This window comes from Aeromonas sp. 30P (assembly GCF_051919805.1).
In the GTDB taxonomy this organism is placed as follows: domain Bacteria; phylum Pseudomonadota; class Gammaproteobacteria; order Enterobacterales; family Aeromonadaceae; genus Aeromonas; species Aeromonas veronii.
On record NZ_JBQBEA010000001.1, the window covers coordinates 1041627 to 1063650 of the forward strand.

General features: G+C 57.7%; 20 protein-coding genes. 16 read left to right on the forward strand and 4 right to left on the reverse strand.

Translation table 11 applies throughout. From position 1 onward, the window contains the following. The first annotated feature begins 63 nt into the window (after window positions 1–63). Complete coding sequence (ptsG, locus tag ACTG2B_RS05045) at window positions 64–1494, forward strand: PTS glucose transporter subunit IIBC (protein ID WP_005338586.1); 1431 nt, start codon at window positions 64–66, stop codon at window positions 1492–1494. A 270-nt stretch (window positions 1495–1764) separates the two neighbouring features. On the opposite strand, the gene ACTG2B_RS05050 is transcribed toward ptsG, so the two are convergent. The 4 genes from ACTG2B_RS05050 to map form a co-directional block, all read right to left on the reverse strand. Beyond that, on the reverse strand, window positions 1765–2148 hold the full coding sequence (locus ACTG2B_RS05050) for a DUF3461 family protein (RefSeq protein WP_005338583.1): 384 nt from the start codon (window positions 2146–2148) through the stop codon (window positions 1765–1767). Between the two features lie 127 nt (window positions 2149–2275). Then, window positions 2276–3103: a 2,3,4,5-tetrahydropyridine-2,6-dicarboxylate N-succinyltransferase gene (gene dapD / locus ACTG2B_RS05055; RefSeq protein WP_005338581.1), complete on the reverse strand. Its 828-nt coding sequence runs from the start codon at window positions 3101–3103 to the stop codon at window positions 2276–2278. Window positions 3104–3277: 174 nt separating this feature from the next. Beyond that, on the reverse strand, window positions 3278–5914 hold the full coding sequence (gene glnD / locus ACTG2B_RS05060; protein ID WP_439995287.1) for a bifunctional uridylyltransferase/uridylyl-removing protein GlnD: 2637 nt from the start codon (window positions 5912–5914) through the stop codon (window positions 3278–3280). 84 nt (window positions 5915–5998) lie between these two features. Further along, window positions 5999–6787, reverse strand: coding sequence for a type I methionyl aminopeptidase (gene map / locus ACTG2B_RS05065; RefSeq protein ID WP_043818982.1), 789 nt, complete (start codon window positions 6785–6787; stop codon window positions 5999–6001). Between the two features lie 369 nt (window positions 6788–7156). Between map and rpsB the strand changes: the two genes are divergently transcribed. The 15 genes from rpsB (at window position 7157) to rnhB (ending at window position 21997) form a co-directional block, all read left to right on the forward strand. Further along, on the forward strand, window positions 7157–7885 hold the full coding sequence (gene rpsB / locus ACTG2B_RS05070) for a 30S ribosomal protein S2 (protein ID WP_005303470.1): 729 nt from the start codon (window positions 7157–7159) through the stop codon (window positions 7883–7885). A gap of 104 nt (window positions 7886–7989) precedes the next feature. Beyond that, complete coding sequence (gene tsf, locus ACTG2B_RS05075; RefSeq protein ID WP_005338578.1) at window positions 7990–8871, forward strand: translation elongation factor Ts; 882 nt, start codon at window positions 7990–7992, stop codon at window positions 8869–8871. Between the two features lie 71 nt (window positions 8872–8942). Next, window positions 8943–9677 carry a UMP kinase gene (gene pyrH / locus ACTG2B_RS05080; protein WP_005338577.1) on the forward strand — a complete coding sequence of 245 codons (735 nt, stop codon included), beginning with the start codon at window positions 8943–8945 and terminating at the stop codon, window positions 9675–9677. A gap of 101 nt (window positions 9678–9778) precedes the next feature. After that, window positions 9779–10336, forward strand: coding sequence for a ribosome recycling factor (gene frr / locus ACTG2B_RS05085; protein ID WP_005338576.1), 558 nt, complete (start codon window positions 9779–9781; stop codon window positions 10334–10336). Window positions 10337–10408: 72 nt separating this feature from the next. Next, window positions 10409–11185 carry a polyprenyl diphosphate synthase gene (gene uppS / locus ACTG2B_RS05090; protein WP_439995288.1) on the forward strand — a complete coding sequence of 259 codons (777 nt, stop codon included), beginning with the start codon at window positions 10409–10411 and terminating at the stop codon, window positions 11183–11185. 27 nt (window positions 11186–11212) lie between these two features. Further along, window positions 11213–12070 (forward strand): phosphatidate cytidylyltransferase, encoded by an 858-nt coding sequence (locus ACTG2B_RS05095; protein ID WP_270656285.1) that lies wholly within the window; start codon window positions 11213–11215, stop codon window positions 12068–12070. Then, window positions 12070–13266: a 1-deoxy-D-xylulose-5-phosphate reductoisomerase gene (gene ispC / locus ACTG2B_RS05100; protein ID WP_005338569.1), complete on the forward strand. Its 1197-nt coding sequence runs from the start codon at window positions 12070–12072 to the stop codon at window positions 13264–13266. The genes ACTG2B_RS05095 and ispC overlap by 1 nt, the downstream gene beginning before the upstream one ends. Beyond that, window positions 13266–14618, forward strand: coding sequence for a sigma E protease regulator RseP (gene rseP / locus ACTG2B_RS05105; protein ID WP_429201593.1), 1353 nt, complete (start codon window positions 13266–13268; stop codon window positions 14616–14618). Before ispC ends, rseP begins: the two co-directional genes overlap by 1 nt. Window positions 14619–14652: 34 nt before the next feature. Further along, window positions 14653–17187 carry an outer membrane protein assembly factor BamA gene (gene bamA, locus ACTG2B_RS05110; protein ID WP_429201591.1) on the forward strand — a complete coding sequence of 845 codons (2535 nt, stop codon included), beginning with the start codon at window positions 14653–14655 and terminating at the stop codon, window positions 17185–17187. Between the two features lie 149 nt (window positions 17188–17336). Continuing rightward, complete coding sequence (locus tag ACTG2B_RS05115) at window positions 17337–17849, forward strand: OmpH family outer membrane protein (protein ID WP_005338563.1); 513 nt, start codon at window positions 17337–17339, stop codon at window positions 17847–17849. 3 nt (window positions 17850–17852) lie between these two features. Then, entirely contained in the window at window positions 17853–18872 is a 1020-nt protein-coding gene (gene lpxD, locus ACTG2B_RS05120) for a UDP-3-O-(3-hydroxymyristoyl)glucosamine N-acyltransferase (protein WP_439995289.1), read from the forward strand. Between the two features lie 24 nt (window positions 18873–18896). Beyond that, window positions 18897–19358 carry a 3-hydroxyacyl-ACP dehydratase FabZ gene (fabZ, locus tag ACTG2B_RS05125; RefSeq protein WP_005338559.1) on the forward strand — a complete coding sequence of 154 codons (462 nt, stop codon included), beginning with the start codon at window positions 18897–18899 and terminating at the stop codon, window positions 19356–19358. 5 nt (window positions 19359–19363) lie between these two features. After that, a complete protein-coding gene (gene lpxA, locus ACTG2B_RS05130) occupies window positions 19364–20155 on the forward strand; it encodes an acyl-ACP--UDP-N-acetylglucosamine O-acyltransferase (protein ID WP_439995290.1) in 792 nt (263 codons plus the stop codon). Then, window positions 20148–21287 carry a lipid-A-disaccharide synthase gene (gene lpxB / locus ACTG2B_RS05135; RefSeq protein WP_100646590.1) on the forward strand — a complete coding sequence of 380 codons (1140 nt, stop codon included), beginning with the start codon at window positions 20148–20150 and terminating at the stop codon, window positions 21285–21287. Before lpxA ends, lpxB begins: the two co-directional genes overlap by 8 nt. Window positions 21288–21406: 119 nt before the next feature. Next, the gene (gene rnhB / locus ACTG2B_RS05140; RefSeq protein ID WP_439995291.1) at window positions 21407–21997 is read left to right on the forward strand and encodes a ribonuclease HII; all 591 of its coding nucleotides are present in this window, start codon (window positions 21407–21409) and stop codon (window positions 21995–21997) included. Window positions 21998–22024: the final 27 nt, after the last annotated feature.

Below are 22024 nucleotides of genomic sequence, written 5' to 3' on the forward strand. Positions count from 1 at the left end.
ATCAGTGCTTATTTCATCCAGATAGATCGTTCAGGGACGACAATCCATTCAGGAGCGCACACAATGTTCAAAAATGCTTTCTCTAATCTGCAAAAGGTTGGTAAGGCGCTGATGCTGCCAGTATCAGTCTTGCCAGTCGCAGGTATTCTGCTGGGGGTGGGTGCTGCCCACTTCAGCTGGATGCCGGAAATTGTCTCCCAATTGATGGAGCAAGCCGGTGGTTCCGTATTTGGCCAGATGGCCCTGCTGTTTGCAGTGGGTGTTGCTCTGGGCTTTACCAATAACGACGGTGTATCCGGTCTGTCAGCCATCGTTGGCTACGGCATCATGGTCGCAACCCTGAAGGTCATGGCACCTGTGATGGGTGTTGAAACCATCGAAACCGGCGTGCTGGGTGGTATCCTGGCCGGTGGTATCGCTGCCTGGGCGTTCAACCGTTTCTACAAGATCCAGCTGCCAGAGTACCTGGGCTTCTTCGCGGGCAAACGTGCCGTACCCATCATCACCGGTTTCCTCTCCATTGGTCTGGGTGTGATCCTGTCCGTGATTTGGCCGCCAGTGGGTGGCGCCATCGGTGCCTTCTCTGACTGGGCTGCCAACCAGAACCCGGTACTGGCCTTCGGTATCTACGGCGTGGTTGAGCGCTCCCTGATCCCGTTCGGTCTGCACCACATCTGGAACGTACCGTTCTTCTATCAGGCTGGTACCTGCGTCAACGGTGCCGGTGAAACTGTTCACGGTATCATGACCTGCTTCCTGACTGCTGATGACGCGTCCCGCGCTGCCGGTAACGGCTTCGGTCAGCTGGCTGGTGGCTATCTGTTCAAAATGTTCGGTCTGCCTGCTGCTGCGTTCGCCATCGCTCACGCTGCCAAGCCGGAAAACCGCGCCAAGATCGTTGGTATCATGGCCTCTGCAGCCCTGACCTCTTTCCTGACCGGTATCACCGAGCCGATTGAATTCTCCTTCCTGTTCATCGCTCCGGTTCTGTACGCAATCCACGCGGTACTGGCTGGTCTGGCTTATGTGCTGACCAACTCTCTGGGTATCGTACATGGTCACACCTTCTCCAATGGCTTCATCGACTTCGTGGTGCAATCACCGCGTGCCGACAACATGCTGCTGCTGGTTGGTCTGGGTCTGGTTTACGCGGCCATCTACTACGTGGTATTCAGCTTCGTTATCCGTGCCATGAACCTGAAAACCCCGGGTCGTGAAGACGAGACTGCTGAAGAGGCCGTTGGCCAAGGCAAAGACGAGATGTCTGCTGCTCTGGTTGCCGCCTTCGGTGGTAAAGAGAACATCGCTTCTCTGGATGCCTGCATCACCCGTCTGCGTGTTGGCGTGAAAGATGTTGCCAAGGTTGACCAGGCTGGTCTGAAGAAGCTGGGTGCTGCCGGTGTGGTAGTGGCTGGTTCCGGCGTTCAAGCCATCTTCGGTACCAAGTCCGACAACCTGAAAACCGACATGGACATCTGGATGAAGAGCAACTAATCCTGTTGCCTGAATATCAGCGTGTTTGAAGAGGGAGGCGAAAGCCTCCCTCTTGCTATTTGTGGTTGCTTGTAGTGTGTCTCGGGGCTTGGCAGGGGTTGTGTTTTCCAAGGGGCGATATGTAACGGGTTGCCCAATGGTGGCCCAACAGCACAAGGTGGTGTGCTCCGCTCACCTTATCGCACGGCATTGCCAGATAACCCCATAGCCCCATAAAGCCAGCCAATAAAAAGAGCGCCACCTGGGCGCTCTTTTGTCGAGTCGAGGGGATTAGAGCTTCTCCAGATCCCGCTCGATTTCGCTGATCTTGTTCTGCACCACTTTTTCCAGATGGCGCAGGTCGCGCAGGATCTTCTGCTTGATGTCCGGGTCGGCCTGCTGATGGACGCCCTGGGTCAGGTTATCCAGCTCATCCACCACATATTTGAGGTTGGCGTTGATCTCGGTGACATCCTTGTACTCATGGGTACCGGAGTCGACCAGCATGGTCTTGCGCTGGCGGGGATACTTGAATTTGACACTCTTGGCGAAGAACTCGCCCTTCTGCTTCTTGAAGTAGATCTTGAGGATGTCGTGGTTGGCCTCCTGGCGCAGGGTGTAGCTATCGACGGAGGCGGGATCCTGGATCCCCAGGCTCTTCAGATTCTCGTACATCAGGCTTCCTCGGTTTGAAACGATCCTGTCCCATCCATCTTAACCGATGCCTCATGGCTTGCCTGTGACAGGGGCGCCAAAATCAAAAGGGCGCCATCAGGCGCCCTTTTGATCACAGCAATGCTGATTACTCGTCGATGGAGCGCAGCAGGGCGTTGATGCCGACTTTGGCGCGGGTCTTGGCATCCACCTTCTTGACGATCACCGCTGCGTAGAGGCTGTACTTGCCGCATTTGGAGGGCAGGGAGCCGGAGACGACCACGGAGCCAGCCGGTACGCGGCCGTAGTGGATCTCGCCGGTTTCACGGTCATAGATGCGGGTGGACTGGCCGATAAAGACGCCCATGGAGATGACGGAACCTTCCTCGACGATGACCCCTTCAACCACTTCGGAGCGGGCACCGATAAAGCAGTTGTCTTCGATGATGGTCGGGTTGGCCTGCAGCGGTTCCAGTACGCCGCCGATGCCGACGCCGCCGGAGAGGTGGACGTTCTTACCGATCTGGGCGCAAGAGCCGACAGTGGCCCAGGTATCGACCATGGTACCTTCGTCAACGAAGGCGCCGATGTTGACATAGGAGGGCATCAGCACGGTATTGGGGGCGATAAAAGAGCCTTTGCGGGCTGTTGCCGGCGGCACCACGCGCACACCCGCTTCCTTGAACTGCTCGGCAGTGTAGTTGGAGAATTTGAGGGGAACCTTGTCGTAGTACTGGGCATCGTCGCCCTTGATGATGCCGTTGTCGTTGATGCGGAAGTAGAGCAGTACCGCTTTCTTCAACCACTGATGGACAACCCACTCACCGGCGATCTTCTCGGCAACCCGCGCCTTGCCGGAGTCCAGCAGGTCGATGGCTTGCAGGATGGCGGACTTGGTGGCGCTATCCACGGAGCCCGGAGTAATGGTGTCGCGGCGCTCGAAGGCCGCTTCAATGATCTGTTGCAACTCGGTCATGACAGGTTTCCTTTAAAAAATTCTGTTTGTTGTATCACACTTTTCCGACTGTTTTTAAGGGGTTGACCGGAATTCTTCCAGCCAGCGACCATTTCTTCATCCGATGTGCGCCAACCAGTTGTTTGGTATGGCAAAAAACGCCCGACAATCAGCTTCTTTCGAATCACTCTTCGCTTAATCCAGTACCGACTGCTGGGGATTGAGCTGGTGTACCAGTCGCTCTTCCAGCTGCAGTTGCTGCTCCGCCGTCAGTGGCTCGCCATCGAGGCTGGTCAGGCTGAAAAAGTCCTCGACCCTCTCACCGAAAGTGGCAATTTTGGCGGCGTGCAGCGACAGTCCGCACTGCTGGAAAACGGCACCGATCCGCGCCAGCAGGCCGGGGGTATCGAGGGCAGTCAGCTCCATCAGGGTGTGGCGGCTCTCCCCCTTGTGCGGTAGAAAAACGACCCGGGTCGGCACGCTGAACTGGCGGTGGCGCCGTGACAACGGCTTGTTGCGCAGCACTAGCTTGCCAGGCTCCTGCAGCGCCTTCTCCAGCGCCTTCTTGATGGTGGCAGTGCGATTGGGGCTGATAGGTTCGCCGCTCGGCTCCAGCACCACGAAGGTATCGAGCACATAGTTGCTGCGCGAGTTCATGATCTGGGCGTCGTGGATGTTGAGGTTCTTCTGATCCAGCGCCGAGGCGACGGTGGCAAACAGATTCGGGGTATCGCGGCAGTAGATAAACACCTCGCTGCCGCCGCGGGTCGGATGTTTGCCGATGATCACCAGCGGTGCCGGATTGTCGCCATGCTCGATGATGTGGCGGCAGTGCCAGGCGATCTGTTCCGGGCTGTGACGCAGGAAGTAATCGGCCTTGAAGTCGCCCCAGAGCTGATTGATTGCCTCTTCCGATACATCCCGTTGCGCAAGCAGTTGCTTGGCCTGACGCTGGTTCTCGCGAATGCGCAGCCGCATGTCGGGCGGGTTCTCCAACCCCTGGCGCAGCGCCTTCTGGGTCGCGAAGTAGAGCTCCCGCAGCAGGGTGCCCTTCCAGTCGTTCCACAGGGTGTCGTTGGTGGCGCAGATATCGGCCACGGTGAGGCAGTAGAGCAGGTCGAGATGCTGCTCGTCGCGCACCTTCTGGGCAAAGTCGGTGACCACGTCGGGATCGTAGATATCGCGGCGCTGGGCGGTGACCGACATCAGCAGATGGTGGCGCACCAGCCAGGCGACCAGTCGGCTCTCGTAGCGATCCAGACCGTGCAGCTGGCAGAACTCCAGCGCATCGACGGCGCCGAGTTCCGAGTGATCGCCGCGCCGCCCCTTGGCGATGTCGTGGAACAGGGCGGCGATGCTGAGCAGCTCCGGTTTGCGCAGCCGGGTGAAGACCTCGTGGCAGAGCGGGTGGCTCTGGCGACTGGCCGGATTGGGGAACTGGTGAATGTTCTTGAGCAGCCGGTGGGTGTGCTCATCCACCGTGTAGGCGTGGAACATGTCAAACTGCATCTGGCCGACGATGAGGTTCCATTGCGGCAGATAGGCGGCGAGGATGCCGTATTTGTGCATCAGGGTGAGCGGCAGGCCGATGCCGTTGGGGTGGCGCAGCAGCGCCATAAACAGGCGACGGCAGTCGGGCAGATCCTGCAACCAGCAGTTCAGTTTACGGCGTGCCTCGCGCAGTTGGCGCAGGGTGGCCGAGTGGATGCCTGCAATCTCGGGATGCTGGGCCATCTGATAGAAGAGGCGCAGAATAGCGGCCGGTTCACGGCTAAACAGCTCCGCATCCACCGCATCGATGAGGCGGCCACGAAGCTGGAACTCGTCGGAGAGGCGGCGCACATCCATGGCGGTGTTGCCGAGGATCGCCTCGTCAAACAGCTGCAGCAGCATCTCGTTGAGTTCGGAGACCCGACGCACCGTCTGATAGAAGCGCTTCATCATCTGCTCGACCGGGGTGTTGCCTTCCCCTTCGAACCCCAGCATCTGGGCCACGGTACGCTGGCGATCGAACAGCAGGCGGTTATCTCCCTTGTTGATGGCCATGTGCAGGGCAAAGCGTACCTTCCAGAGAAAATTCTGGCAGTCGAGTAGTTCGCGATACTCGGCGCGATTGAGAAAGCCGTGGCTGGTCATCTCGAACAAGGTGGTGGCGCCAAAGTGGCGGCGGGCGACCCAGGCGAGGGTCTGAATATCCCGCAGGCCGCCCGGATTGCTCTTGAGATCCGGCTCCAGCTTGTAGGCGGTGCCGAGAAACTGCTGGTGACGTTCAGCCTGCTCCTGGCGCTTGGCGCGAAAGAAGGCTTCGCTCGGCCAGAAGTGCTGGGGGCCGGTGGCCTCTTTCAGTTGTCGGAAACCTTCCTGGCGACCTGTGATGTAGCGGGCCTCAATGAGGTTGGTGGCGACCGTAATATCGGCGCGCCCCTGCTCGAGGCACTCCGCCACGTTGCGCACCGCCTGACCCACCTCAAGCTTGAGGTCCCACAGCAAGGTGATGAACTCGCCGATGCGCAGTCCCAACACCTCGTCCAGTTCATCGCCATCATAGAGGATCAGCAGGTCGATATCGGAGTGGGGGTGCAGCTCGCCGCGGCCATAGCCCCCCACCGCGATCAGGGTCAGATCGCTCTTGTCAAAGCCGAACTTCTGCCACAACCGGCAGAGCAACTGATCCATGTACTCGGAGCGGGTGGCGACCAGCTCGATGATGTTGTCGCCGGCATCAAAACGGGCGTGCAGCCAGCCGAGAAAGCGGCTCAGGTACTCTTTGCAGTTGTCGCGAGTGAGCTGGTCATCGGGTAACAAATGGGGGGAAAGCAGGCTGGCGTCCATGGCATCTCACACACAGTGGCAGGCAAACGGCTGAACAGAAGTAAAAACCCCGGCGCTTTGGAAGTTCAGGGCCGGGGTTCGATGTTAGCTGTGTTTGATGAAGCGGTCGATAGTGTCATCGGGGCGCAGGGTAAGCACCTCGCAGCCATCCTCGGTCACCAGCAGGGTGTGCTCCCACTGGGCGGAGTCGCCGCCATCCTTGGTGGTCACGGTCCAGCCATCCTTCGGATTGACCTTGCAGTGATACTTCTTGCTGTTGACCATGGGCTCGATGGTGAAGCACATGCCCGCTTTCAGCTCCAGCTTGCCACTGTTGCGGTAGTGGAGGATCTGCGGCTCTTCGTGGAATTCGGCGCCGATGCCGTGACCGCAGTAGTCACGCACAACGGAGAAACCGGCCTTCTCGACGATGGGCTGAATGACGGTGCCAATCTCGGTAATGCAGGCACCCGGACGTACCTTCTTGATGGCGGCGTAGAGGCTCTCTTGCGCAACCTTGCAGAGCTGGCGGCGCAGTGGGGTGGTCTCACCCACGATGAACATGGCCGAGGTATCGCCGTGGTAGCCATCCTTGATGACGGTGATATCCAGATTAATGATGTCGCCATCGCGCAGCTTCTTGTGGTTCGGGATGCCGTGGCAGATCACATCGTTCACCGAGGTGCAGATGGATTTGGGGAAACCGTGGTAGTTGAGCGGAGCTGGAACTGCCTGTTGTACGTCGACAATATAGTCGTGGCAGAGGGTGTTCAGTTCGTCAGTGGTGACGCCAGCTTTGACATGGGGCGCAATCATGACCAGCACATCGGCGGCCAATTGGCCGGCAACGCGCATCTTTTCAATCTCTTCCGGTGTCTTGATTTTAATGGACATGGGATCTCTCTTGCGGCCTGCCGCTGGGCCTGCGAGGGCAGACAGGACAGGTAATGAAAAATAGATGCGTTTGCAATCAGGGCAAAATTTTATCCGCAACCCCCGCGTACTTCCAGTGTGATTGTCATCACAACGTCAAATCAGCGTCGCAGCATCCTCTGGGGATCCATATTTACACCTGTTTAGGGTGTCGGCCGGTGGTGTCCTGAACAAAGTTATGGTATAAAGCGCGCCGGAATGGGGAACTTGCGTCCCGATTTCATCACCCTTACTTAAACAACACACACACATCGACACATATGCCGGGGTGCCTTAACGGGTCGGTTATATGGGATGTGTGGAGGCCTAACCCCAATACAGAGGTATAAAATGGCTAAAGTTTCTATGCGCGATATGCTGCAAGCCGGCGTTCACTTCGGTCACCAGACTCGTTACTGGAACCCGAAAATGAAATCCTACATCTTCGGTGCCCGCAGCAAAGTTCACATCATCAACCTGGAAAAAACCGTTCCGATGTTTGACGATGCCATGAACTTCATCAGCTCCGTAGCTGCCAAGAAAGGCAAGGTACTGTTCGTTGGTACCAAGCGTGCCGCGTCTGAAGCCGTAAAAGAAGCCGCTGAGCGTTGCGACCAGTTCTATGTAAACCACCGCTGGCTGGGCGGTATGCTGACCAACTGGAAAACCGTTCGTCAGTCTATCAAGCGCCTGAAAGATCTGGAAACCCAGAGCCAGGACGGTACCTTCGACAAGCTGACCAAGAAAGAGGCGCTGATGCGTACTCGCGAAATGGAAAAGCTGGAGAAGAGCCTGGGTGGTATCAAGAACATGGGCGGCCTGCCTGACGTTCTGTTCGTTGTCGATGCCGACCACGAGCATATCGCTATCAAAGAAGCCAATAACCTGGGTATCCCGGTAGTTTCCATCGTTGATACCAACTCCAACCCGGACGGCGTTGACTATGTCATCCCGGGTAACGACGACGCTATCCGTGCCGTACAGCTGTACCTGAATGCTGCTGCTGACACCGTACTGGAAGCTCGCGCTCAGGACATCGTTGTTCAAGCCGAACAAGATGGCTTCGTTGAAGCTGAGTAATTGATAAGGACTGTAAAGCCCTTATTAACCAAGCTGATGTAATTGGTTAGCAGGGGCCCTTGTGGCCCCTGTTTCTTGTCAATTCAAGACCGAGGATACTGGACATGGCTAACGTTACTGCCGCCCTGGTAAAAGAACTGCGCGAGCGCACTGCCGCTGGCATGATGGATTGCAAAAAAGCACTGGAAGAAGCTGCTGGTGATATCGAGCTGGCAATTGAGAACATGCGCAAATCCGGTCAGGCCAAAGCCGCCAAGAAAGCTGGCCGTATCGCCGCTGAAGGCGTTATCTTTGCTCGCACCGAAGGCAACGTTGCCGTCATGATCGAGCTGAACAGCGAAACCGACTTCGTCGCCAAAGATGCCAGCTTCATGGCAATGGGCCAGAAGATCGCTGACATCGCTGCGACCCAGAAAATTGCTGACGTTGACGCGCTGAAAGCCGCTGACTTCGGTAACGGCGAATCCGTCGAGCTGACCATCACCAACCTGATCGCCAAGATCGGTGAGAACATGAACCTGCGTCGCGTGATGCTGGTTGAAGGTGACAACCTGGGTACCTACGTTCACGGTTCCCGCATTGGTGTTATCACCAAGCTGACCGGTGGTTCTGCCGAGCTGGCCAAAGATCTGGCCATGCACGTTGCTGCCAACAGCCCGCAATTCGTCAAGCCTGAAGACGTGTCTGCTGAAGTTGTTGCCAAAGAGCGCGAAATCCAGATCGACATCGCCATCAACTCCGGCAAGCCGAAAGAGATCGCCGAGAAGATGGTTGAAGGCCGCATGAAGAAGTTCACCGGTGAGGTTTCCCTGACTGGTCAACCGTTCGTGAAAGATCCTTCCATGACCGTTGCCGAACTGCTGAAGAAAGAAGGCGCTGACGTTGTCTCCTTCACCCGTTTCGAAGTGGGCGAAGGCATCGAGAAGCAAGAGACCGATTTCGCTGCTGAAGTTGCAGCCCAAATCGCGGCCGCTCAAAAGGCCTAATCGAACCGGTTTTTCCGTTTCCCCAGACCGCGACTTATGTCGCGGTCTTTATATGACCAGGAATCAGTGACATGAGTACCAATCCCAAACCTGCATACAGACGTGTTCTTCTGAAGTTGAGTGGTGAAGCCCTGCAAGGATCCGAGGGTTTCGGCATTGATCCGGCGGTGCTGGAGCGGATGGCCCAAGAGATCAAAGAACTGGTTGAGTTGGGTGTTCAGGTCGGTCTGGTCATCGGTGGCGGCAACCTGTTCCGTGGTGCCGGTCTTGCCAAAGCGGGCATGAACCGCGTGGTGGGCGACCACATGGGTATGCTGGCAACCGTGATGAACGGTCTGGCCATGCGTGATGCCCTGCATCGTGCTTATGTGAATGCCCGTCTGATGTCTGCCATCTCCCTGCAAGGCGTCTGTGACTCCTACAGCTGGGCCGAGGCAATCAGCCAGCTGCGTGCTGGCAAAGTCGTTATCTTCTCTGCCGGTACCGGCAACCCCTTCTTCACTACCGATTCTGCGGCTTGCCTGCGCGGGATCGAGATCGAAGCTGACGTGGTGCTCAAAGCCACCAAGGTTGATGGTGTATACAACGAAGATCCGGTCAAGAATCCGGATGCCGTGCTGTATCATGAACTGAGTTATGATGAAGTTCTTGAAAAAGAGCTCAAGGTGATGGATCTTGCTGCCTTTACCCTGGCACGTGACCATGATCTGCCGATCCGCGTGTTCAACATGAACAAACCTGGTGCCCTGCGCCGGGTTGTCATGGGTGAACCGGAAGGCACTCTGATCCACCACGTTGGTAAATAAGATAAAAGTGAGCCATATGGCGCTCTTATCCTATCCATCACGTCAGTAAATAAGATAGACACGGGCCGTGTAGCGGCTCGTTCGCCAAAAGGAAAACCACTGTGATCAACGAGATTAAAAACGACGCCAAGGACCGTATGGGCAAGAGCGTAGAAGCGCTCAAGACCCAAATGTCCAAGATCCGTACCGGCCGTGCTCACCCGAGCCTGCTCGACGGCATCCAGGTTGAGTATTACGGTGCTGCCACTCCGCTGAAACAGTTGGCCAACGTCGTGGCAGAAGATGCTCGCACCCTCTCCATCTCCATTTTTGACCGCTCCATGATCCAGGCGGTAGAGAAGGCGATCCTGACCTCCGATCTGGGCCTGAACCCGTCCAGCAATGGCCAGACCCTGCGCGTACCGCTGCCGCCGCTGACCGAAGAGCGTCGTCGCGACCTGACCAAGATCGTCCGTGCCGAAGCGGAAAACGCTCGTGTTGCCGTGCGCAACATCCGTCGTGACGCCAACGCTGATCTGAAAGCGCTGCTGAAGGACAAAGAGATCTCCGAAGACGATGACCGTCGCGCCCAGGAAGAGATCCAGAAACTGACCGACTCCTACATCAAGCTGGTCGATGAGGCCCTTGCCGTAAAGGAGAAGGAGCTAATGGAAATCTAACCGTCTGAAAGGTATATTACGAGCGCCGTGTAGTGCCCCTGCACGGCGCTTTTGTCTTTGTGGGAGAATTACATGTCGCTTTTGGCTGCGTTGGGTGATTGTGCCAACTCGTCTTTACCCCGTCACGTCGCCATCATCATGGATGGTAACGGTCGCTGGGCCCAGAACCGAGGCAAGATGCGGGTTTATGGCCACAAGGCGGGCGTCAAGTCAGTGCGCGAGGCCGTTACCTTTGCTGCGCGTGCCAAGATCGAGGCATTGACCCTGTTTGCATTCTCCAGCGAGAACTGGCGCCGCCCGGAAGGGGAGGTCAGTGCCTTGATGGAACTGTTCATCACAGTGCTGGGTCGTGAGGTGCAGAAACTGCACAACAACGGGATCCGGCTCAAGGTGATTGGCGATACTGCTCGCTTTAGTGAGCGGTTGCAGGCCAAAATCACCAAGGCGGAAGCCTTGACCGCCAATAACAAGGGGTTGACCCTGAACATTGCGGCCAACTATGGCGGCCAGTGGGATATCGCCCAGGCCGCCCGCAAGCTGGCTAAAGCAGTGGCGGCCGGTGAACTGGCCGCTGACGACATTGATGAATCCATGTTGACCCGCGAGGTTTGCATGGCCGATCTGCCACCTGTGGACCTGTTGATCCGCACCGGTGGCGATCATCGCATCAGCAACTTTGTGTTATGGCAGCTCGCCTATGCCGAGCTCTATTTTACCCCGGTATTGTGGCCCGATTTCAACGAGGCCGAGTTCAGTGAGGCGGTTGCCTCTTTCGTTGCCCGCGAGCGTCGCTTCGGTTGCACGGGTGAACAGATACGGGAATTGATCGCCGAGCAGCAGACCGGCTAAACCCCGCTCCCAAGAGAGAGGTTTCTTTTGCTAAAACAACGAATTATTACTGCTTTGATGTTGATCCCCCTGGTGTTGGGGGCGCTCTTCTTTCTGCCATTGAAATTTTTTGCCCTGTTGGCTGCGCTGGTATTTTTGTTGGCCAGTCGTGAATGGAGCGGGTTTGTCTCTGCTGCTCCGCAGCAATGGTTGCCCATCGTATTCTGTCTGTTGCTCGGTGCCAGCCTCTTTTGGTTGCCGGTGGAGCAACTCTGGACGCCCCACCTGCACCCCCTCGTGATGGGCGTGCTCTGGACCGCGGTAAGCTGGTGGTTGCTGGGTCTGCTGCTGGTGTTGCGTTATCCCCAAAGCGCCAAGCTGTGGAAAGAGTCTATCTGGCTCAAGTCGCTGTTTGGTCTGGTGACCCTGGTTCCCTTCTTCTGGTCGCTGGTCGCCATCCGTGGTTACAACTTTTACCATGACCCCATGATGGGGGCCTGGATCCTGTTGTTCGTGATGGGACTGGTCTGGGCGGCAGATTCTGGCGCGTATTTTTTCGGCAAGGCGTTCGGTAAGCACAAGCTGGCACCGGCTGTGAGTCCGGGCAAAACCATCGAAGGGATGTGCGGCGGCCTCTTTACCGCCAGCCTGCTGGCCATCGGCGTTACCTGGTCGATGGGATTTGTTCCTGCCAAGATGATCACCGTGCTGTTTTGCTCTCTGCTAGCGGTGCTAGCCTCCGTACTCGGCGATCTGACCGAGAGCATGTTCAAGCGCGAAGCTGGCATCAAGGACTCCGGCACTCTGCTGCCGGGTCATGGCGGTATTCTCGACCGGATCGACAGCCTGACCGCCGCTCTGCCGGTGTTTCTGCTCAGTTATCTGCTAATCAGTCAGGAGTTTTGATGCACAAGTCACTGGTTATTCTGGGAGCCTCCGGCTCCATTGGTCAGAGTACCTTGAAAGTGCTGCGCCATAACCCGGGCAGTTGGCAAGTGTTGGCGTTGACCGCCGCCCGCAACGTGGATGCCATGTTGCGGGACTGCCTCGAATTCTCCCCCCGTTTTGCCGTGATGGTCGATGAGGATGCCGCCCGTGAACTGGCTGCCCGTCTGAAAGCGCACGGCAGTGCGACCCGGGTCATGTCTGGTGCAGCAGCCCTTTGCGAGGTTGCTGCTCACCCCGACGCCCATAGCGTGATGGCCGCCATCGTCGGTGCGGCCGGACTGGCCCCGACCATGGCCGCGGTACGTGCCGGCAAGCGTATTTTGCTGGCCAACAAGGAGGCGCTGGTGATGTCCGGTGCTTTCTTCATGGAGGCTGTGCGCGAGCATGGCGCCGAGCTGCTGCCCATCGACAGCGAACACAATGCCATCTTCCAGTGTCTGCCGACTGCCGTGCAGCGCCAGCCCGGTTTTTGCGATCTGGCTGCGGCGGGGATCAGCAAGATTTTGCTGACTGGTTCCGGCGGCCCGTTCCGTTACACCGAGATCAGCGAGCTGGCGAAGGTGACGCCGGCGCAGGCCATCGCTCATCCCAACTGGTCGATGGGGGCCAAGATTTCGGTCGACTCCGCCACCATGATCAACAAAGGGCTGGAGTACATCGAGGCGCGCTGGTTGTTCAATGCGGCGCCCGAGCAGATCCAGGTGGTGATCCACCCGCAGTCGGTGATCCACTCCATGGTGCAGTACAAGGATGGCTCCGTGCTTGCTCAGCTTGGCAATCCGGATATGTGTACCCCCATTGCCCATGCGCTGGCTTATCCCAATCGCATCCCCTCCAGTGTGGAACCTTTGGATTTCTTCAGTGTCGGAGAGTTCAGCTTTATCCGGCCTGATTACGATCGCTACCCCTGTCTGGCGCTGGCTATCAATGCCTGCCAGAAGGGACAAGCGGCGACCACTGCGCTCAATGCGGCCAACGAGGAGGCGGTTGCTGCCTTCCTGGCCGGGCGCATCGGTTTTATGGATATTGCCCGGATCAACGAGGCTGTGATGCTGGCGCTGGAGAGCAGCGCCGTCGGCTCGCTCGATGATCTGTTTGCCCTGGACGGTGCGGCAAGAGCCCGTGCTCACACTTTGATTGAGGAGCTTGGCTGATGGGCGGTGTGTTGTGGAATATCGGTGCCTTTGTTGTTGCGCTGGGCCTGCTGGTCGCGGTGCACGAGTTTGGTCACTTCTGGGTGGCCCGTCGTTGTGGCGTCAAGGTTGAGCGCTTCTCTATCGGTTTTGGCAAGGCGATCTGGCGCCGGATGGGTAAAGATGGCACCGAATATGTGCTGGCGCTGATCCCGCTCGGTGGTTACGTCAAGATGCTCGATGGCCGGGTCGATGAACTCAAGCCCGGTGACGAGCAGTATGCCTTCAACCACAAGAGTGTCTGGGCGCGGATGGCGATTGTCGCCGCAGGTCCTATGGCCAACTTCCTGTTTGCCCTGTTTGCCCTCTGGCTGATGTTTATCATCGGGGTGCCGAGCGTCAAGCCGGTGATCGGTGAAGTGCGTCCGGCATCCATCGTGGCCGAGGCGGGTGTGCTGCCGGGGATGGAGATTGTCGGGGTCGGCGATGAGCAGACCGGTGACTGGGAGAGCGTCACTTACGCCCTTATCAGCCATCTGGGTGACGATGCTGTGACTCTCAAGGTGCAGGCACCCAATACCAGCTATGCCACCGATAAAACCTTGTCGCTGACCGGCTGGACCTTCGATCCGGATAAAGAGTCGCCCATCGGCAGCTTGGGAATTGTCCCCTTGAGTGGCAAAGTGCTGCCAGTCGTGGCTGCCGTGGTGGCCAAGAGTGCCAGTGAAAAGGCGGGGCTGCAGATTGGTGACCGTATCAAACAGGTCGGCGATCAGCCTATTACCGCGTGGGCCCAGTTTGTCGAGCTGGTGCAGCAGGCTCCGGGCGAACCCCTTCAAGTGGTGGTTGAGCGCAACAACAGTGATCTCAACGTGACCCTGACCCCGGATAGCCGCAAGGTGCAGGGCAAGCTGGTGGGATTCGTCGGTCTCTCACCGCAACTGGTTCCATTACCGGATGAATATCGAATTCTGTTACAGTATGGGCCTTTGCAGGCGCTGTGGCATGGCGCGGACAAAACCTGGAGCCTGATCACGCTCACCTTTGACATGATTGGCAAGTTGATCGGTGGCATCGTGTCGCTGGACAACCTGAGCGGCCCCATCTCCATTGCCAAGGGCGCCGGCAGCAGTGCCGACTATGGTCTGGTCTATTTCTTGAGTTTTCTGGCGCTGATCAGCGTCAACCTGGGAATTATCAATCTGTTCCCCCTGCCGGTGCTCGATGGTGGCCATCTGGTCTATTTCCTGATCGAAGCGGTCACCGGCAAGCCGGTATCAGAGAAAATACAGGAAGTGGGTTTCAGGATCGGCGTCGCCATTCTGATGTTATTGATGGGCATTGCGCTGTTTAACGATTTCGCTCGCCTCTGAGGCCAGAGCATCAACAAGGACACATAAGAACAAAATGGCTGTTAAAAAAGCATTGGTGTTGAGTTGCCTGCTGGGTGCCAGTTTCCTGGCCCAGGCGGCCCCTGCCTCTTTTGTGGTGCAAGATATCCAGGTCGAAGGTCTGCAACGGGTGACCCTGGGTGCCGCACTGTTGAACCTGCCGATCCGGGTCGGTGATACCGTCGACTCCGTGGCTCTGGCCAGCGCCATCAAAAAGCTCTATGCCTCGGGTAACTTCGAGGATGTGAAGGTTTACCGTGACGGCCAGGTGCTGCAGGTGATGGTCAAGGAGCGTCCGACCATCTCCAGCATCGAGTTTGCCGGCAACAAGGATATCAAAGAGGAGCAACTGACCCAGAGTCTGGAGTCCTCCGGTATCCGTGTGGGTGATCCGCTGGATCGCACCGTACTCACCTCCCTCGAGAAGGGACTCGAAGATTTCTACTATGGCGTGGGTAAATACTCCGCCAAGGTCAAGGCCATCGTCACCCCGTTGCCGCGCAACCGGGTCGACCTCAAGTTCACCTTCGTGGAAGGGGAAGCGGCCAAGATCCAGCAGATCAACATCGTCGGCAACAGCGTCTTCCCTGAAGAGAAGCTGATTGCTCAGCTCTCCCTGCGCGACGAAGTGCCCTGGTGGAACTTCACCGCCGACCAGCGCTATCAGAAGCAGAAGCTGGCGGGTGATATCGAGACCCTGCGCTCCTACTACATGGATCGCGGCTATATCCGCTTCCAGCAGGAGTCTACCCAGGTCTCCATGACCCCCGACAAGAAGGGCGTCTACGTCACCCTCAACATCAAGGAAGGGGATCAGTACAAGGTCTCAGGTGTCCAGCTCAAGGGTGACCTGATCGATCGCGGTGGCGAGATGAAGGGATTGATCCCGATCGCTGCCGGCAGCACCTACTCTGCCAGTCAGGTGACTCATACCGAAGAGGTGCTCTCCAAGTTCCTCGGCCGTTACGGTTATGCCTATCCGAAAGTGGTCACCTTCCCGCAGGTCAATGACAAGACCAAGGAAGTCGAGCTGATCGTCAACGTTGAGCCGGGCCCCCGTGTCTATGTGCGCAATATCAACTTCAGCGGTAACGCCACTACCGAAGATCAGGTACTGCGTCGCGAGATGCGCCAGATGGAGGGCACCTGGCTCTCCTCCGACAACATCGAGCAGTCCAAGAGCCGTCTTAACCGCCTTGGCTACTTCGAGAGTGTCGAAGTGGACACCAAGCGGGTGCCGGGCAACGATGACCTGGTTGACCTCGACTTCAAGGTCAAGGAGCAGCCAGCAGGCTCCATCAACGCCGGTATCGGTTACGGTACCGAATCGGGTCTGAGCCTGCAGGCGGGGATCTCCCAGGACAACTTTATGGGTACCGGTAAAAAGGTCTCCATCAACGCCAGCACCAACGACTACTCCAAGAACGTCGATCTGAGCTACAACGACCCCTACTTTACCGTGGATGGTGTCAGCCTGGGTGGTCGGGTCTACTACAACCAGTTTCGCGCCGATGATGCCGATATCGTTGATTACGAGAACGAAACCATCGGTTTCCGTCTCTCCAGCGGCTTCCCGGTCAACGAGTTCAACCGTCTCGACTTCAGTACCGGTATCGAGAGTACCAAGCTGAGCCGTCCATCATTCAATAGCCAGAACTACCAACAGTGTCTTATTGATAATCCTGAAAAAGACAGTACTTATTGCTGGGATCAGTGGAATGATAACCGCCAGTCGGTGCAGATGGATCAGTTCTGGAATCTCTATTCACAAGATGGTGCAAACCTCGACTTTGTGACCGTCGATTTGACTGCTGGCTGGACTCGCTCCACCCTGAACAAGGGGATGTTCCCGACAGCCGGTGACCGACAGCGTGTCAACGCCAAGGTGACCGTGCCGGGCATGGAGCTGCAGTACTACAAGCTCTCCGCCGAAGATGCCCACTACTTCCCGCTCGATGCGGATCATAGCTGGGTAATGATCGGCAAGGGTCGTGTCTCCTACGGTAACGGCTATGGTGATGACCCCATGCTGCCGTTCTTCGAGAACTACTATGCCGGTGGTTTCGATACGGTCCGTGGCTTCAAGAGTAATACGATTGGTCCAAAAGCGATCTATCCGGTTTATAACAAACCGACTGGTGCAGATAGTCCGACATGTAAGAAAAACTCTGACGGTAGTTGTTTGTATGAGGGGTCAGATACCTCGGTCGGTGGCAATGCTCTGGCTGTCGCATCACTGGAGCTGGTCTTCCCGACCCCGTTCGTCTCCGAGACCTATCGTCCGCAGATCCGTACCACCGCATTTGTTGATGCTGGTACCGTCTGGAGCACTGATTTTGCCAACGGGGCATATCCCTGCGCAGATGGGTTTAACTGCAACTACATGAGTCAGGACTATTCCAACCCGGGCAATATCCGGGTCTCTGCCGGTATTTCCCTGCAGTGGCTCTCGCCGATGGGCCCGCTGGTGTTCGCACTGGCACAACCAATCAAGAAATATGAAGGGGATCGCACCGAGTTCTTCTCCTTCAACATCGGTCGTACTTTCTAAGCAGAGTTTCACCCCCACCCATGCGGTGGGGGTCTTCAATGATGGGACGCGCGGTATGCGTGCCTCACCAGGTAACAAGACGGTCCTAACGCCGCTTGCATAATCGGGTAAATCAGGTAGCCCTCGCCATGAGGGAACAAGGAGTAAGTGTGAATAAAGCGTTGAAAGTAGCTGGTTTGAGCTTTGCACTGATGGCTGCCGGCATGGGTTCTGCCTTCGCTGAGACCAAGATCGCCGTGGTTGATATGGGCGAAGTCTTCCAAAAGCTGCCCCAGCGTGAAGCCGTTGCAGCCAAGCTGAAAGGTGAATTCGAGCCGCGCATGCGTGAGCTGCAGAAGCTGGAACAGGAAGGCCAGAAGCTGGTCGAGAAGTTCCGTAAGGATGAAGCCTTCATGAGCGCCGAGCAGAAGAAGCAGAACCAGGAGAAGCTGGCCAAGCTGCAGATGGAGTTCAACCAGAAGCGTCAAGCCTTTGAGCAGGACAACGGTCGCCGTCAGTCCGAAGAGCGCAACAAGATCCTGACCAAGGTGCAGGCTGCCATCGATTCCATCGCCAAGAGCAATGGTTACGATCTGGTGCTGGAGCGCAATGCCGCCCCGTATGCCGCCAGCAAGCTGGACATCTCCGGCCAGGTTATTTCTCAGGTAAGCAAGAGCAACTAATTGATGGCATTCACTCTCGCACAGCTGGCCCAGCAACTGGGGGCTCAGGTCCATGGCGACGGAACCCTGGAAATCCGCAAGGTAGCGACACTGGAAAAGGCCGGGGAGGGGGATATCACCTTCCTGTCCAACAAGAAGTACCGGCACTATCTGGAGCAGTGCAAGGCGACCGCCGTGCTCATTACCGAAGCGGATCTGCCATTTTGTCCCACCAATGCCCTGGTGCTCAAAGACCCCTATGTGGGCTTTGCCCGGGTAGCCCAACTGCTGGACACCACCCCGCAGCCGGCCACGGATATTCATCCGAGTGCCGTTATAGCGGCTGACGTGCAACTGGGCGAGAGAGTGGCCATCGGCGCCAATGCAGTGATCGAATCCGGTGTCGTGCTGGGTGACGATGTACGCATTGGCCCGGGCTGTTTTGTTGGCAAAAATACCCGGCTGGGAGCCCGCTCCCGGCTGTGGGCCAACGTCACCCTCTATCACAATGTGACCATGGGCACCGACTGTCTGGTTCAATCCGGCACAGTGATCGGCGCCGATGGTTTCGGTTATGCCAACGAGCGTGGCGAGTGGATCAAGATCCCCCAGCTCGGCGGCGTGACCATTGGCAACCGGGTCGAGATCGGTGCCTGTACCACCATTGACCGCGGTGCACTGGAAGATACCCGCATCGCTGACAACGTCATCATCGACAACCAGTGCCAGATCGCCCACAACGTGGAGATCGGTTACGGCACCGCCGTGGCGGGCGCAACCGTGATGGCTGGTAGTCTCAAGGTCGGCAAATACTGTATCATTGGCGGCGCTTCCGTCTTTAACGGGCATATGGAGATCTGCGACCAGGCCACCGTCACCGGTATGGCCATGGTGATGCGGCCCATTACCGAGCCCGGTGTCTACTCTTCCGGCATCCCTCTGCAAACCAATAAAGAGTGGCGCAAGACCGCTGCCCGGGTGATGCGTATCGAAGAGATGCACAAGCGGTTAAGCAAGCTTGAGAAGAAGCTGGATCAAGAATAATCACGATTGGTATAGGGTACTGTTTTGACTACTGAAAAGAAGAGCCTGGGTATCCAGGAAATCATGGATCTGCTGCCCCACCGTTATCCGTTTCTGATGGTGGATCGTGTAGACGACTACGAGATCAGCGATGAGCGCAAAACCCTGCGCGCCATCAAGAACGTCTCGTTCAACGAGCCGATCTTCCAGGGGCACTTCCCGGCCAAGCCGGTGTTCCCGGGCGTACTGATCCTGGAAGCGATGGCACAGGCCACCGGTATCCTGGCCTTTACCATGGTGGGCAAGCCGTCTCCCAACGAACTCTACTATTTTGCCTCAATCGACAACGCTCGTTTCAAGCGCCCGGTCGGCCCCGGTGACCAACTGGTGCTGGACGTGGAGTTCCTGAAAGAGCGTCGCGGTATTGCCAAGTTCACCGGTGTCGCCACCGTCGACGGTGAAGTGGTCTGTACCGCCGAGCTGATGTGCGCCAAACGCGAGGTTTAACACACGTGATCGACCAGACTGCCATCATTCACGATACTGCCATCGTCCATGAGTCTGCCGTGATCGGTAAAGGGGTTGAAATCGGCCCCTTTTCTGTCATCGGCGCCGAGGTGGAAATCGGTGACAACACCTGGGTAGGTTCCCATGTGGTGATCAAGGGCCCGACCAAGATTGGTTGCGGCAACAAGCTCTTCCAGCACACCTCCATCGGTGAGGATTGCCAGGACAAGAAGTATGCCGGTGAGCGCACCTTCCTCGAGATTGGCGACAACAACGTCATTCGCGAGAACTGCACCTTCCACCGTGGCACCATTCAGGATCAATCCCTGACCAAGGTGGGCAGCGGCAACCTGTTCATGGTCAACGTTCACGTTGCCCACGATTGCATCATCGGTGACAACTGTATCTTCGCCAACAACGCGACCCTGGCGGGCCACGTGGTGATCGGTGACTTCGTGATCTTCGGTGGTCTCTCCGCAATTCACCAGTTCGGCCGCGTCGGTTCCCACGCCTTCGTCGGTGGCTGCGCCGCCCTGAACAAGGACGTGCCGCCTTACGTGATGGCCGCCGGCAACTACGCCAAGCCGTTCGGGGTCAACTCCGAAGGTCTGCGTCGCCGCGGTTTCAGCGCCGAGGCCATCTCTGCCGTCAAGCGTGCCTACAAAGAGATCTTCCGCTCCGGCAAGACCATCGAAGAGGTGCTGCCGGTGCTGATCGAGATGGCGCAAGCCGAACCGGCCGTCCAGCTCTATGTGGATTTCCTCAAAGATAACGAGCGCGGGATCATCCGTGCCTGATCCGGTTCGTATCGGTATCGTCGCCGGAGAGGTCTCCGGCGACATTCTGGCTGCCGGTCTGGTGCGCGAGCTGCAAGCCCGCTACCCGGATGCGCAGTTCGAAGGGATCGCCGGGCCACGGATGCAGGCCCTCGGCGTCAAGGCACTGTTCGAGATGGAAGAGCTCTCCGTCATGGGGATCACCGAGGTGCTGGGCCGTCTGCCGCGCATCCTCAAGGTTCGTCGCGAACTGCTGCGCCACTTTATTGCCAATCCGCCCGATATCTTTATCGGCGTGGATGCACCGGATTTCAATATCGGAGTGGAGCTGAAACTGCGCCGCGCCGGTATCAAGACGGTTCACTATGTCAGCCCCTCTGTGTGGGCCTGGCGCCAGAACCGCATTCACAAGATCAAGGCCGCCACCGACATGGTGCTCGCCTTCCTGCCGTTCGAGAAAGCCTTCTACGACCGCTTCGACGCCCCTTGCCGTTTTGTCGGTCACACCATGGCGGACGATATTCCGTTGGTGCCGGATCAGGCTGCCGTGCGTCGCAAGCTGGGTATCGATGCCAACCGTCGCTGGTTGGCGGTACTGCCGGGCAGCCGTACGGCGGAAGTGGGCTTTATGTCCCCCCTGTTTCTCGAGGCGTGCAAACACCTGACGGTGCGCTATCCGGATCTCGGCTTCATCGTGCCGCTGGTCAACCAGAAACGGCGCGAGCAGTTTATGGCCATCAAGGCCGAGGTAGCGCCGGGTCTCGACATGGTGCTGCTGGAAGGGCAGGGGCGCGAGGCGATGATCGCCGCCGACGTGGTGATGCTCGCTTCCGGTACGGCGGCGCTTGAAGCCATGCTGGTGAAAAAGCCGATGGTAGTGGGTTACAAGCTCAAGCCCTTCAGCTATTGGCTGGCCCAGCGACTGGTGAAGACCGAATTTGTCTCGCTGCCCAACCTGCTCGCCGGTCGCATGCTGGTGCCGGAACTGATCCAGCACGAGTGCACCCCTGAGAATCTGGTGGAAGAGGTGAGCAAGTACTTCGAGCACGACAACAGTGCGCTGGTCAACACCTTCACCGAGCTGCACCAGCTGATCCGCTGCAATGCCGACTCGCAGGCCGCCGATGCGGTGGCGGATCTGCTCGGCAGATAACGCTATTTCGGACCGTCGATTGCGCCGCGCAGCCCGTTAATCCGTTTTCCGAGCGGTGATGCCGCGCCAGTCGACCCCTGTCAGGCCCCACGGGGCCTGTTTTGATTCAAGGCTACAAGATGATGATCGATATTCCTGACGACAAGCTGGTTGCCGGTGTGGACGAAGTGGGCCGTGGCCCCCTGGTAGGTGACGTGGTCACCGCTGCGGTCATTCTCGACCCCGCCAATCCGATCTCGGGGCTAAACGACTCCAAGAAGCTCTCCGAGAAGAAGCGCCTCGCCCTGTTTGACGAGATCAAAGAGAAAGCGCTCGCCTGGGCCATCGGTCGCGCCACTCCGGAGGAGATCGACGAGCTCAACATCCTGCATGCCACCATGCTGGCGATGCAGCGCGCCGTGGCGGGGTTGAAGGTCACCCCCGAGCTGGTCTTTATCGATGGCAACCGCTGCCCGGCATTGCCGATGGAAGCGCGCGCCGTGGTCAAGGGCGATAGTCTGGTGGCCGCCATCAGTGCCGCTTCGATCCTCGCCAAGGTGACCCGCGACGGCGAGATGACCGAGCTGGACAGCCGCCATCCCGAGTACGGCTTTGCCCGCCACAAGGGTTACCCTACGCCTGAGCACCTCGCCATTCTGGCCGAGCGCGGCCCGTTGCCCGAATATCGCAAGAGCTTCAAACCGGTGCGCCGCGCACTGGGGATCGAGTAGACCATGCCATTTAGTTTGAGCAGCGAG